Raw genomic sequence first — 13,489 nt, 5'->3', positions numbered from 1 at the left:
GGAAAAGTTTATGTTGCAGGAAACCCGTTTACACCGCATTCGCGCACTGCTTACTACCCTTCATCAGGTCAGCACTGAACGTATTATCAAAGAATTAGGCATTTCACGAGAAACCGCGCGCCGCGACATTATTGAACTGGAGGCGCTCGGCGTCGCACGCCGTGTGCATGGCGGCCTGATTGCGGTAGGAAACCGACATACCGAGCCGCCACTGGCAGTACGCCACGCCGCAATGGCGAAAGAAAAACGTGCAATCGCCCGCGCCGCAGTACAGCACCTACACGCTGGCCAAACCGTGTTTTTGGATGGGGGCAGCACCACCACTCTGCTGGCGGATGAGATGCGCTCAATGTCGGGGCTAACAGTGATCACCAATAGTCTACAGGCCGCGTTAAAGCTGACGGCGGCGGAAGAAGATGAACACCTCAATAATCAGGTGATCCTGATTGGCGGCATGATGACCGCTGGCGCGCAGCAAACGCGTGGTGAACAAACCATGGGGGAAATTTATCGCTATCGGGCGGATATTGCTCTGCTTTCGCCGGTGGGTATCGATGCCAATAGCGGCGCCAGCAGTTTTCAGCCGCATGAAGCCGCCATTGCCCGTGCCATGACGCAACAGGCCACTCAACTGATAATACTGGCAGACCATAGTAAACTGGGTATTGTCAGCCGTAGTTTGTATGCCACGCCGCGCGAGATCGATGTGCTGATCACCGATGCTGATGCCGGGCAGAACCCGGCGCTGGCGGCCCTGCGTCTTGCTCTACCAGAAGTCGTGTTAGCGTAACTTATTTACTGCTCAGTCGTTGTGGATGGGTATACACCGTGGCGCGGCCGGGTTTACTAAAACCGACCAATGTAAGGTTGCTACGTTGTGCAACCTCTACCGCCAGTTGGGTCGCGGCAGATACCGCAAACAAAATTTCAACGCCGCACATCACCGATTTTTGCACCATTTCATAGCTGGCGCGGCTGGAAACCAGCACCGCACCGTCATGCCACGGCTGCTGACTGCGGTAACCCAGCAATTTATCCAGCGCGACATGCCGCCCAACATCCTCATAACCGCCGGTAATCTGCCCATCGCTAGCTATCCACGCTGCGGCATGGGTACACCCGGTAAGTTTGCCAACCGGCTGATAGTCGTTGAGCTGTTGCAACGCGGTATCCAACCACCCTAAATCAAAAGATTGGGTAAACGGCAATGGCGGCACCGGCTTGCCAATTTCATCCAACTGCTCCACGCCGCAAATACCGCAGCCGGTGCGGCCCGCCATAGCACGACGCCGAGCTTTTAACCCCATAAAGCGGCGGCTGGAGAGTTCAATCTGCACTTCAATCCCGTGGCAAGACGGCACCACATCAATACCGAAAATATCACGCGGCGAATCAATAATTCCTTCAGAGAGTGAGAACCCAATCGCAAATGCCTCTAAATCTTTTGGCGTTGCCATCATCACCACATGCGAAATCCCGTTATAGACCAACGCCACGGCGACTTCTTCCGCCAGCCAGTCGGGTTGCGAGGTCGACAAAGCGGCGCGTTGCCACACCTGTGTTTCGCTTACGCCTGAGAGATTGTTCACATTTACGGCAGTTTTCTGATCTATTTTTTTCACTTATTAACCACCTGCTGACAACAAAACCACCTGGCTGGTGGTAGTATTAATACTCACCTCGGTTGCTAATTCTGAACCGATGCCGGGCGCACCGCAAAAAATTTTGCCAGACCCGTTTAGCCATAGTAGTGCGCGCCCGAAAGAAGACGATAATAACCGGTGCTATCACTGTTGATGGATAGCCAGAGCAATGTCGAAAAAACAAGGAATTACCATGCAAGTCAGCAGAAGAAAGTTCTTCAAAATCTGCGCGGGCGGTATGGCAGGCACCACGGCAGCAGCGCTGGGCTTTATGCCCGAGGTCGCGCTAGCGGAAACGCGGCAATATAAATTACTGCGTGCCCGTGAAACCCGTAACACCTGTACGTATTGCTCGGTTGGCTGTGGTCTGTTGATGTACAGCCTCGGCGACGGCGCAGAAAATGCCAAACAGTCTATTTTCCATATTGAAGGGGATCCGGATCACCCGGTTAGCCGCGGTGCGCTGTGCCCGAAAGGCGCAGGATTGCTGGATTTTGTTCACAGTGAAAGCCGACTAAAATACCCTGAATATCGCGCGCCAGGCTCAGATAAATGGCAACGTATTAGCTGGGATGATGCCTTTACCCGCATCGCCAAACTGATGAAAGCGGATCGCGATGCTAACTTCATCGCCAAAAACCCGGCGGGCGTCACGGTTAACCGCTGGCTCAGCACCGGTATTTTGTGTGCCTCCGCCTCCAGTAACGAAACCGGCTATTTAACGCAGAAATTCACTCGATCGCTCGGCATGTTAGCCGTCGATAACCAGGCGCGCGTCTGACACGGACCAACGGTAGCAAGTCTTGCTCCATCTTTTGGTCGCGGTGCGATGACCAACCACTGGGTTGATATTCGAAATGCGAACCTGATTATTGTTATGGGCGGTAATGCGGCAGAAGCGCATCCGGTGGGGTTCCGCTGGGCGATGGAAGCCAAAATCCATAACCGTGCCAAATTGATTGTCATCGATCCGCGCTTTACGCGTACTGCATCGGTGGCGGACTTTTATACGCCAATTCGTTCCGGTACTGACATTGCCTTCTTGTCAGGCGTCCTGCTGTACCTGATCAACCATAACAAAATCAACCGTGAATACGTTGAGGCCTATACCAATGCGAGCCTGATCGTCCGCGATGATTTTCGTTTTGATGATGGCTTGTTCAGCGGCTATGACGAAGCCACCCGTAGCTACGACAAAACCAGTTGGAACTATGAACTGGATGAAAACGGCTTCGCCAAACGCGATCTGACGCTGGCGCATCCGCGTTGCGTGTGGAACCTGCTGAAAACGCACGTCAGCCGCTATACGCCAGACGTGGTCGAAAATATCTGTGGTACGCCGAAGGCGGATTTCCTACAGGTGTGCGAATTGCTGGGCGAAACCAGTGCGCACGACCGTACCGCGTCGTTCCTCTACGCGCTCGGCTGGACGCAGCACTCGGTTGGCGCGCAGAACATTCGTACCATGGCGATGATCCAGCTACTGCTCGGCAATATGGGCATGGCGGGCGGCGGCGTAAACGCCCTACGCGGCCACTCCAATATTCAGGGTTTAACCGACCTCGGTTTGCTCTCGCAGAGTCTGCCCGGTTACATGACCTTGCCGTCGGATAAACAGGCCGATCTGCAAACCTATCTCACGGCCAATACGCCTAAACCGACCTTGCCCGGCCAGGTAAACTACTGGAGCAACTACCCGAAATTCTTCGTAAGTATGATGAAAGCGTTCTACGGCGATAAAGCGCAGAAAGAGAATGATTGGGGCTTCGACTGGCTACCAAAATGGGATAAGAGCTACGACGTATTGCAGTATTTCGACATGATGTCGCAGGGCAAGGTAAACGGCTATCTGTGTCAGGGTTTCAACCCGGTGGCTTCCTTCCCGAACAAGGCGAAGGTGATCGCCTCGCTGTCGAAGCTGAAATACTTTGTCACTATCGACCCGTTAAATACCGAAACGTCGACCTTCTGGCAGAATCACGGTGAATTTAACGACGTCGATCCGGCCACGATTCAGACCGAAGTGTTCCGTCTGCCCTCCACCTGCTTTGCGGAAGAGAACGGCTCCATTGTTAACTCCGCGCGCTGGCTACAGTGGCACTGGAAAGGCGCGGATGCGCCAGGCGAAGCGCTGAATGATGGCGAAATCCTCGCCGGCATCTATCTGCGTCTGCGTGAGATGTACGCCAACGAAGGCGGCGCCACGCCGGAGCCGGTACTGAATATGACCTGGAACTTCCTGACGCCGGAGAACCCGGCTTCGGAAGAGGTGGCAATGGAGAGCAACGGTAAAGCGCTGGCGGATATCGTCGATGATAAAGGCGTGGTGTTGGCGAAAAAAGGCCAGCAGTTGAGCACCTTTGCTCATCTACGTGATGATGGCACCACTTCAAGCGGCTGCTGGATCTTCGCCGGGAGCTGGACGCCGGAAGGTAACCAGATGGCACGGCGCGATAACACCGACCCGTCCGGGTTGGGCAATACGCTCAATTGGACATGGGCATGGCCGTTGAACCGCCGCATTCTGTATAACCGCGCATCCGCCGACCCGCAGGGTAAACCCTGGGATCCGAAACGCGCCTTGCTGCACTGGGATGGCGCTAAGTGGAGTGGACAGGATATTCCGGACTACAGCACCGCCGCGCCAGGTAGTGACGTCGGGCCATTTATCATGCAGCCGGAAGGGATGGGCCGCCTGTTTGCGCTGGATAAGATGGCGGAAGGCCCGTTCCCGGAACACTACGAGCCGTTTGAAACACCGTTAGGCACCAACCCGCTGCATCCGAAAGTGATTTCGAACCCAGCAGCACGCGTGTTTAAAAGCGATCTGGAAGCAATGGGTAAAGCCGAGCAATTCCCTTACGTCGGCACCACCTATCGCCTGACCGAACATTTCCACTTCTGGACCAAACACGCGCTGCTTAACGCCATCGCGCAGCCGGAACAGTTTGTCGAGATTGGCGAAAAACTGGCGGGTAAATTGGGCATTGTGCAGGGTGATACGGTTAAAGTGAGCTCCAATCGCGGCTTTATCAAAGCCAAAGCGGTGGTCACCAAACGTATCCGCACGCTGAATGTTAACGGCCAGCAGGTCGACACCATTGGTATCCCGATTCACTGGGGTTATCAGGGTGTGGCGAAAAAAGGCTTTATCGCCAATACATTGACACCGTTCGTCGGTGACGCCAATACGCAAACGCCAGAGTTCAAGGCGTTCCTGGTTAACGTGGAAAAAGTGTAGCGGAGGCTGTTCATGGCTTATCAATCGCAAGACATTATCCGCCGCTCAGCAACCAACGGTTTTACGCCTGCTCCGCAGGCGCGAAACCATCAGGAAGAAGTGGCAAAACTGATCGATGTTACCACCTGTATCGGCTGCAAAGCCTGTCAGGTGGCCTGTTCCGAATGGAATGACATCCGTGATGAGGTGGGGCATAACGTCGGGGTGTATGACAACCCCGCCGATTTGACCGCTAAATCCTGGACGGTAATGCGTTTTTCCGAGGTGGAAGAAAATGGCAAGCTGGAGTGGTTAATCCGCAAAGATGGCTGTATGCACTGCGCGGATCCGGGTTGCCTGAAAGCCTGTCCATCGGAAGGCGCGATTATTCAGTATGCAAACGGCATTGTTGATTTTCAATCCGAACATTGCATTGGTTGCGGCTATTGCATCGCGGGTTGTCCGTTTGACGTGCCGCGGCTGAATAAAGACGATAACCGCGTGTATAAATGCACGTTGTGCGTCGATCGTGTCACCGTCGGTCAGGAACCGGCCTGTGTGAAAACCTGTCCAACCGGCGCTATTCATTTCGGCACCAAAGAGGATATGAAACAACGCGCGGCCGATCGGGTTACCGAGCTAAAAACGCGCGGTTACCAAAACGCCGGGCTCTACGATCCGGAAGGCGTTGGCGGCACCCACGTGATGTATGTGTTGCACCACGCCAATAAACCGCAGTTGTATCACGGTTTACCGGATAACCCGAGTATCAGCCCAACCGTCACCTTCTGGAAAGGCGTCTGGAAACCGCTGGCCGCCCTTGGCTTCGCGGCAACCTTTGCCGCCAGTGTCTTCCACTACGTAGGTATTGGGCCGAACCGGGTTGATGAAGACGAGGAAGAAGAGGAGCGCAAACCATGAAAAAGCGCGAACGCATTGTACGCTACAGCGCGCCGGAACGTATCAATCACTGGATTGTCGCGTTCTGCTTTGTTTTTGCCGCGCTGAGCGGGCTGGGCTTTTTCTTCCCCTCTTTCAACTGGCTGATGAATGTGCTGGGTACGCCGCAACTGGCGCGTATCCTGCATCCGTTTGTCGGTGTCATTATGTTCGCGGCATTTTTGATTATGTTTTTTCGCTACTGGAAACATAACCTTATTGACCGCGAAGATATTATTTGGGCAAAAAATATCCATAAAATTGCCCAAAATGAAGAGGTCGGCGATACCGGGCGCTATAATTTCGGGCAGAAGTGCGTATTCTGGGCGGCGATCTTCAGCTTGTTGCTGTTGTTAGCCAGTGGGATTGTGATTTGGCGTCCGTGGTTTGCCGGCGCGTTCCCCATCCCACTGATTCGCCTGGCCTTAATGGCGCACTCTTTTGCGGCGGTGGGCCTGATCATCGTGATCATGATCCACATCTATGCCGCGCTGTGGGTAAAAGGTACCATCACCGCGATGGTGGAAGGTTGGGTCACGTCGGCCTGGGCTAAGAAGCACCATCCGCGCTGGTATCGTGCTGTTGCACAGCAGAGCCGCCCGAAACAACAGGAAAAACGACCCTGATGAGTATTCGCATTATTCCGCAAGAGCAGTTGGAAAAGAGCGATAAAAAAACGGCGGAGATGATTCCGCCGTTACTTTTCCCACGCCTGAAAAATTTGTATAGCCGCCGCGCCGCGCGCCTGCGCCAGTTGGCGGAAAAAAACCCGCTCGGCGACTATTTACGCTTTGCGGCAACCATCGCTGCGGCGCAGGAAATTGTGCTGTATGACCATCCTTTACAGATGGATTTACACGCACGCTTAGTGGAAACCGCCGCTAACGGCAAGCCGCCGCTCGATATCCACACCCTGCCGCGTGACGCCCACTGGCAGCGTTTGCTGCATTCGCTGATCGCCGAGCTGAAACCGGAAATGAGCGGTCAGGCCTTGTCGGTGCTGGAGAATCTGGAAAAAGCCTCGGTGCAGGAACTGGACGATATGGCCAACGCGCTGTTCGCCAATGAGTTCGCCCGCGTCAATAGCGATACCGCCCCATTTATTTGGGCCGCGCTATCCATCTATTGGGCGCAAATGGCGGCGCTGATCCCCGGAAAAGCCCGTGCGGAATATGGCGAACAGCGACAGTTTTGCCCGGTCTGCGGAAGCGTGCCGGTTACCAGCATCGTTCATATGGGCGCGCAAAACGGCGGGCTGCGTTATTTGCACTGTAATTTGTGCGAAAGTGAATGGTATGTTGTACGTGCCAAGTGCAGTAACTGTGAACAAACACGCGATCTCCATTATTGGTCGCTGGACAGTGAAAACGCCCCGGTTAAAGCGGAAAGCTGCGGCGATTGCGGCACCTATCTGAAAATGCTGTATCAGGAAAAAGACCCGGCGGTTGAACCGGTGGCTGACGATCTGGCCTCGCTGGTGCTTGATGCACGTATGGAGCAAGAAGGGTTTGCCCGCAGTAGCCTTAATCCGTTTTTATTTCCGGGCGAATAGTCACCTGAGCGTCGGTTAGGCCGGCGCGTTGATTTCAGTACCCCAACCACGGAGCCCACGGAATGAAATTAATCGGCAGTTATACCAGCCCCTATGTGCGGAAAATTTCGGTCATTTTGCTGGAAAAAGGCCTGACTTTCGAATTCGTCAACGAATCGCCGTGGCCCGATGAAAGCCACGTACCGCAGTACAATCCGTTAGGTAAAGTCCCCGCGCTGGTTGATGACAGCGGCGAAGCCTGGTATGACTCTCCGATCATTGCCGCCTGGCTGGATGCGCAAGACGCCACGCCCAAACTACTGCCGGAAGACGCGCTGCAAGCCATAAAAGTGCGCCAGTTGGAAGCGTTGGCGGACGGCGTATGTGACTCGGCGCTGATTATCGTACGGGAACAACTGCGCCCGGCAGAACAACAATCGGAAACTGAACTGCTGCGCCAGCGCGAAAAAATCCGCCGTGGGCTGGATGCGCTTGAACAGGAAGCAGCCAAAGGTCAGTGGTTAAATGGCGAACAGATTACTCTCGCCGATATCGCGACCGCCTGTACTATTGGCTATCTTAACTTTCGCCATGTGGTACCAAACTGGTGTGTGGACCGCCCATCGCTGGTTAAGCTGGTGGAGAAAATGTTCCAGCGTGAGAGTTTTGCCCGCACGGTACCGCCCGCCGCTTAATCTGAACGGATGCCATGAACACACTTTTTAGCCAGCTCCCCTCCATTGACGGCCTGCTGCGCGAACCTGCGCTTCAGGCTTTAACCGCACAATACGGGCACCAGTTTGTCACACACACCTTGCGGCAAATGCAGGAGGATGCTCGCACCGCGATCCTCAAGGAGGGTGCTTTGCCGAAGTGGCATCCTGCCTGGGCGCAGCAGGCGGCAACGCGTCTCGCCGCGCAACAACAAAGCGCACTGAGGCCAGTCTTTAATTTGACCGGCACGGTGCTTCATACCAATTTAGGGCGAGCACCGCTGGCTGAATCGGCGATTGAAGCGGTCAGCACCGTGATGCGCGGCGCGGTTACGCTTGAATATGCGCTCGACGAAGCGGAACGCGGTCATCGCGATCGCGCGCTAGCCAGCCTGCTCTGCGAACTGACCGGTGCGGAAGACGCCTGTATCGTCAACAATAACGCCGCCGCCGTGTTATTGATGCTGGCCGCGCTCGCGCCGGGTAAAGAAGTGGTGGTATCACGCGGTGAGTTGGTGGAAATTGGCGGCGCTTTTCGCATTCCGGACGTGATGCGCCAGGCCGGGTGCCAGTTGGTGGAAGTAGGAACCACCAACCGTACCCATCTGAAAGATTACCGTCAGGCGCTGAGCGACAACAGCGGCCTGTTGATGAAGGTCCATACCAGTAATTACCAGATTGCCGGTTTTACCAAAACAGTCGATGAGGCCGAACTGGTTGCGCTGGGTAACCAGGTGGGCCTGCCGGTGGTTACCGATCTCGGCAGCGGTTCACTGCTCGATCTGCGTCAGTACCAGCTCCCCGCCGAACCGATGCCGCAGTCACTGATTGCCGCAGGCGTCAGCCTGGTCAGTTTCTCCGGCGATAAACTGCTCGGCGGCCCACAGGCCGGGATTATTGTCGGAAAAAAAGCCCTGATCGCCAAACTACAACAGCATCCGCTCAAACGCGCGTTACGCGTCGATAAAATGACGCTGGCGGCGCTGGAGGCAACATTGAAACTCTATCGTCAGCCGGAGTTATTGCGGCAAAACCTCCCGACGCTACGCCTGTTAACCCGCCCGGCGCAGGAGATGTTATGCCAGGCCGAACGCCTATTGCCGCAACTGCAACCGGCCTACGATGCGCATTTTTCGCTAGAAATCGCCCCCTGTTGGTCACAAATCGGCAGTGGATCGCTACCGGTCGACCGTTTGCCCGGTTATGCCATTACCTTCCGCGCCAAAGATGGGCGCGGCAGTACCCTGAATGCGTTGGCGCAACGGTGGCGGCGGCTGGCGATGCCGGTGATCGGACGTATTCAGGAGCAGCGTCTGTGGCTAGATTTGCGCTGCCTTGAAGATGAAACACGCTTTGTGCAGACCTTAACCTCATGATTATCGCCACCGCTGGCCATGTCGATCATGGCAAAACCGCGCTGCTACAGGCGATTACCGGCGTTAATGCCGACCGTCTGCCAGAAGAAAAACGGCGCGGGATGACGATTGACCTCGGCTACGCTTACTGGCCGCAGCCCGACGGGCGCGTGCTGGGCTTTATTGATGTTCCCGGCCACGAAAAATTCCTCGCCAATATGCTAAGCGGCATCGGCGGCATTGATCGCGCTTTGCTGGTGGTGGCCTGTGACGATGGCATGATGGCGCAGACGCGCGAACATCTGGCGATATTACAGTTAATCGGCAGGCCAGCGCTGACTGTGGCGCTGACTAAAGCCGATCGTGTCGCCGCCGAGCGCGTCACGGAGCTGGAGCAACAGGTGCGACAACTCACGCAGCAGGCCGGTTGGCAGACGGTGGATTGCTTCGTCACCAGCGTAGCGGACGGGCGGGGTATCGATGCATTACGCCATCATTTAAGTCAGTTGCCGGAACGGATACGCACGGCGGAGCGGCGTTTTCGCTTAGCGATCGACCGCGCCTTCACCATCAACGGCGCCGGGCTGGTAGTCACCGGTACCGCGCTGGATGGCGAGGTGCGGGTCGGCGATCATCTGTGGCTAACCGGTGCTAACCGTGCAGTGCGCGTGCGCGGTATACACGCGCAAAATCAGCCTGCCCATGATGCGCACGGCGGTCAGCGTATTGCGCTCAATCTGACCGGTGACATCGCCAAAGCCGAGGTGACGCGCGGCGCCTGGCTACTGGAAAACCGCCGTGAGAGTGGCAGCGAGCGTGTAATTGTCGCGCTTGAGTCACTACAACCGCTAAAACAGTGGCAGCCGCTGCATATTCACCATGCCGCGCGCCATATCACCGGGCGCGTTTCGTTGCTGGAAGGCTGTCTGGCGGAGTTAGTCTTGGACGAGCCGCTATGGTTGGCGGATAACGACCGGTTGATCCTGCGTGATATTAACGCGCGCCAAACGTTGGCGGCCGCGCGCGTGATATTGCTCTCGCCGCCGAAGCGCGGTAAACGCCAGCCGGATACCTTGCAATGGCTGCATCAACTGGCGCAAGCCAAAGATGATGCCGAGGTTTTGCGCCTCTATCTCCAACAGCAGCCGTGGCATATTGATGATCTTGCCTGGTCGCGGCAACTTACCGCCAGCGCGCTGGCGCAACGAATAAGCGCATTAAACCCCATACAGGCGGATGATTACCTGATTCCGGGCGAAACCGCGCACGAGTGGAAAGCACGGCTGGCCGCTACGCTTGAGAGTTTTCATCATAACCATAACGACCAACCGGGCGTAGGCGGCGATCGTTTGCGCCGTATGGCGCTACCGCATCAGCCTGCCGCGCTGGTGATGTCGCTGATCAACAGTATGGTAGCGGACAAGAGCCTTGCCAATAGTGGTGGCTGGCTGCATCTGCCCACGTTTAACATCGCCTTCACGCCACAAGAAGAGGCGCTCTGGCAGCGCGCGGAAGCGTTGTTTGACGCGGAACCCTGGTGGGTACGCGATCTCGCCGCCGCCTTACAAGAGCCGGAGGAGACGGTACGCCATCTACTGCGTACCGCCGCGCAACTCGGCTACGTCACGGCGGTGGTGCGCGATCGTTATTACCGCAGCCAGCAGATTCAGATCTTTGCCGATCTAATACGCCAGCGCGCGGCGCAAGGCGGCAATACCCGCGCCGCCGATTTCCGCACCGAACTCGGCACCGGACGAAAAATCGCGGTACAGATCCTCGAATTTTTCGATCGCAGTGGTTTTACCCGGCGGCAAGGCAACACGCACCTGTTACGCGATAATTCTCTGTTTCCAGGGGGAAAATGTGACGATTAACACTTTCTTGCCTATGCCGTTTGTCTGAACCTTGCGCTATCCCTATGCTGTGCTGAACGGAAATAGGGATTCGGAAAATAAAATGGATGCATCACTTTTTCGCCGGGAAAAAACCTCATGATCACCCTCGCTCTGGTTGACGATCACCTTATCGTTCGCTCCGGTTTTGCCCAACTTCTGGGGCTGGAGCCCGACTTTCAGGTTGTCGCCGAATTTGGTTCCGGGCGTGAAGCGCTGGCCGGGCTACCGGGCCGCAGCGTGCAGGTCTGCATTTGCGACATTTCCATGCCGGATATCTCAGGCCTGGAATTATTGCATCAGTTACCACGCGGCATGGCGGTTATCATGCTTTCCGTCCACGATAGCCCGGCGCTGATTGAGCAAGCGCTGAATGCCGGCGCGCATGGCTTTCTCTCCAAACGCTGTAGTCCTGACGAACTGATCGCCGCCGTGCGTACCGTGGCAACCGGCGGCTGCTATCTCACACCCGATATCGCCCTGAAACTGGCGGCCGGGCGGCAAGATCCACTCACCAGGCGTGAGCGGCAAGTGGCGGAAATGCTGGCGCAGGGGAAAGCCGTAAAAGAGATCGCCGCTGACCTCGGCCTGTCGCCGAAAACCGTGCACGTCCATCGCGCTAACCTGATGGAAAAATTGGACGTCCATAACGACGTGGAACTGGCCCGCCGCATGTTTGACGGTTGGTGATGCGCCCGCTTATCTCACGGCTACTGGCCGTCTCTGCCTGCTTTTTTATCTTCTCCGCCGCATGGTTCTGCCTGTGGAGTATTAGTCTGCATCTGGTCACCGTCCCGGCGCTGGCGGTGCTGCTATTTCCTTTCGGCCTGCGGCTAGGTTTAATGCTGCAATGTCCGCGCGGCTATTGGCCAGTGCTGCTGGGTACCGAATGGCTACTGATCGGCTGGCTATCGCGTGAAGTGGCGCTGGCACATCTGCCCTTATTGATAACTGGTAGCCTGCTCACCCTATTGCCGATTATGTTGGCCTCCCGTTTTCGCCACCAGCGCGACTGGCATTCCCTGCTGTTGCAGGCGAGCGCGTTAATCACCGCGGCGTTGTTACAATCGCTGCCGTGGTTGAGCGAAGGGAAAATGGCGCTCAATGTAATGCTGCTCACCCTGACCGGCGGCCTGACGCTCGCACCGGTTTGTCTGATTATTTGGCATTATCTTACCAGCACCCTCTGGCTGCCGCTTGGGCCAGCACTGGTGGCCCAACCGGTCAACTGGCGTACCCGGCATCTGTTTTGGTATCTATTGCTGTTCGCCATCAGCCTGTGGCTACAGTTCGGCCTACCGGACGATCTCTCTCGCTTTACCCCTTTCTGCCTTGCGCTGCCGATTATTGCGCTGGCCTGGCACTATGGCTGGCAAGGGGCGTTAATCGCCGCGTTGATGAACGGCATTGCGCTTATCGCCAGCCAAACCTGGCACGCACATCCGGTGGATCTGTTGCTCTCGCTACTGGCGCAAAGTCTGACCGGGCTATTGTTAGGTGCCGGAATTCAACGCCTGCGTGAACTGAATCAGTCGCTGCACAAGGAGTTAGCGCGTAATCGGCGGCTAGCTGAGCGCCTGCTCGAAACCGAAGAGAGCGTACGCCGCGAGGTAGCACGCGAACTGCATGACGACATTGGTCAGACGGTGACCGCTATTCGCACTCAGGCCGGTATTTTGCAACGTCTGCCGCCAGAGAGCGTCAGCGTCAATCAAAGCGGCGCGCTGATCGAACAGCTCTCGCTTAGCGTATACGACTCGGTGCGCCGCCTGCTTGGTCGACTGCGCCCGCGTCACTTGGATGATTTGAGTCTCGAACAGGCGGTGCGCTCCCTGATGCGTGAGATGGAACTGGAAAGCGGCGGCATTATCGGGCATCTGGATTGGCGCATTGATGAAAGCATACTGAGCGAAGGCCAGCGCATAATGCTGTTTCGCGTCTGCCAGGAGGGGTTAAACAATATCGTCAAACACGCTAATGCCAGCATGGTCACGCTACAAGGTTGGCAGCAAAATGCACGTCTGATGCTGGTGATCAATGACGATGGCTGCGGCTTACCGCCGGGTTCCGCTAACCAAGGCTTCGGCCTAATCGGGATGCGCGAGCGGGTTACGGCGCTGGGCGGCACGCTGTCGATCTCTTGTACCCACGGCACCCGTGTCAGCGTGAGTTTACCGCTGCGTTACGCATAAGGAG

Annotated in this window: 11 protein-coding genes; 10 read left to right on the top strand and 1 reads right to left on the bottom strand. The window is 56.2% G+C overall.

Annotated features, from left to right (window positions below; all coding sequences use genetic code 11):
* The first annotated feature begins 10 nt into the window (after positions 1–10).
* Positions 11–790, top strand: coding sequence for a DeoR/GlpR family DNA-binding transcription regulator (locus tag PMPD1_RS00510; protein ID WP_173632215.1), 780 nt, complete (start codon positions 11–13; stop codon positions 788–790).
* A gap of 1 nt (position 791) precedes the next feature.
* Here the strand turns inward: PMPD1_RS00510 and fdhD are convergent, their stop codons facing one another.
* Positions 792–1,622 (bottom strand): formate dehydrogenase accessory sulfurtransferase FdhD, encoded by an 831-nt coding sequence (gene fdhD, locus PMPD1_RS00505; RefSeq protein WP_173632214.1) that lies wholly within the window; start codon positions 1,620–1,622, stop codon positions 792–794.
* A gap of 214 nt (positions 1,623–1,836) precedes the next feature.
* Here fdhD and fdnG point away from each other — a divergent pair, with 214 nt between their 5' ends.
* From fdnG to uhpB, 9 genes are all read left to right on the top strand, one after another.
* Positions 1,837–4,884: a formate dehydrogenase-N subunit alpha gene (gene fdnG, locus PMPD1_RS00500; protein WP_173632213.1), complete on the top strand. Its 3,048-nt coding sequence runs from the start codon at positions 1,837–1,839 to the stop codon at positions 4,882–4,884.
* 12 nt (positions 4,885–4,896) lie between these two features.
* A complete protein-coding gene (gene fdxH / locus PMPD1_RS00495) occupies positions 4,897–5,784 on the top strand; it encodes a formate dehydrogenase subunit beta (RefSeq protein ID WP_173632212.1) in 888 nt (295 codons plus the stop codon).
* Positions 5,781–6,428: a formate dehydrogenase cytochrome b556 subunit gene (fdoI, locus tag PMPD1_RS00490; protein WP_173632211.1), complete on the top strand. Its 648-nt coding sequence runs from the start codon at positions 5,781–5,783 to the stop codon at positions 6,426–6,428. The genes fdxH and fdoI overlap by 4 nt, the downstream gene beginning before the upstream one ends.
* Positions 6,428–7,354 (top strand): formate dehydrogenase accessory protein FdhE, encoded by a 927-nt coding sequence (fdhE, locus tag PMPD1_RS00485; protein ID WP_173632210.1) that lies wholly within the window; start codon positions 6,428–6,430, stop codon positions 7,352–7,354. The genes fdoI and fdhE overlap by 1 nt, the downstream gene beginning before the upstream one ends.
* A 62-nt stretch (positions 7,355–7,416) precedes the next feature.
* Entirely contained in the window at positions 7,417–8,028 is a 612-nt protein-coding gene (locus PMPD1_RS00480) for a glutathione S-transferase (protein WP_173632209.1), read from the top strand.
* 14 nt (positions 8,029–8,042) lie between these two features.
* On the top strand, positions 8,043–9,422 hold the full coding sequence (selA, locus tag PMPD1_RS00475) for an L-seryl-tRNA(Sec) selenium transferase (protein ID WP_173632208.1): 1,380 nt from the start codon (positions 8,043–8,045) through the stop codon (positions 9,420–9,422).
* Positions 9,419–11,275 carry a selenocysteine-specific translation elongation factor gene (gene selB / locus PMPD1_RS00470; RefSeq protein WP_173632207.1) on the top strand — a complete coding sequence of 619 codons (1,857 nt, stop codon included), beginning with the start codon at positions 9,419–9,421 and terminating at the stop codon, positions 11,273–11,275. Before selA ends, selB begins: the two co-directional genes overlap by 4 nt.
* 117 nt (positions 11,276–11,392) lie before the next feature.
* Positions 11,393–11,983, top strand: a complete 591-nt coding sequence (gene uhpA / locus PMPD1_RS00465; RefSeq protein WP_173632206.1) for a response regulator transcription factor UhpA — start codon at positions 11,393–11,395, stop codon at positions 11,981–11,983.
* On the top strand, positions 11,983–13,485 hold the full coding sequence (gene uhpB / locus PMPD1_RS00460; RefSeq protein ID WP_173632205.1) for a signal transduction histidine-protein kinase/phosphatase UhpB: 1,503 nt from the start codon (positions 11,983–11,985) through the stop codon (positions 13,483–13,485). The genes uhpA and uhpB overlap by 1 nt, the downstream gene beginning before the upstream one ends.
* The last annotated feature ends 4 nt before the right edge of the window (positions 13,486–13,489 follow it).

Source organism: Paramixta manurensis (assembly GCF_013285385.1).
GTDB classification, from domain to species: Bacteria; Pseudomonadota; Gammaproteobacteria; order Enterobacterales; family Enterobacteriaceae; genus Paramixta; species Paramixta manurensis.
Note: the sequence above shows the minus strand (reverse complement) of the source record. Positions and strands in the feature narration are given on the sequence as shown.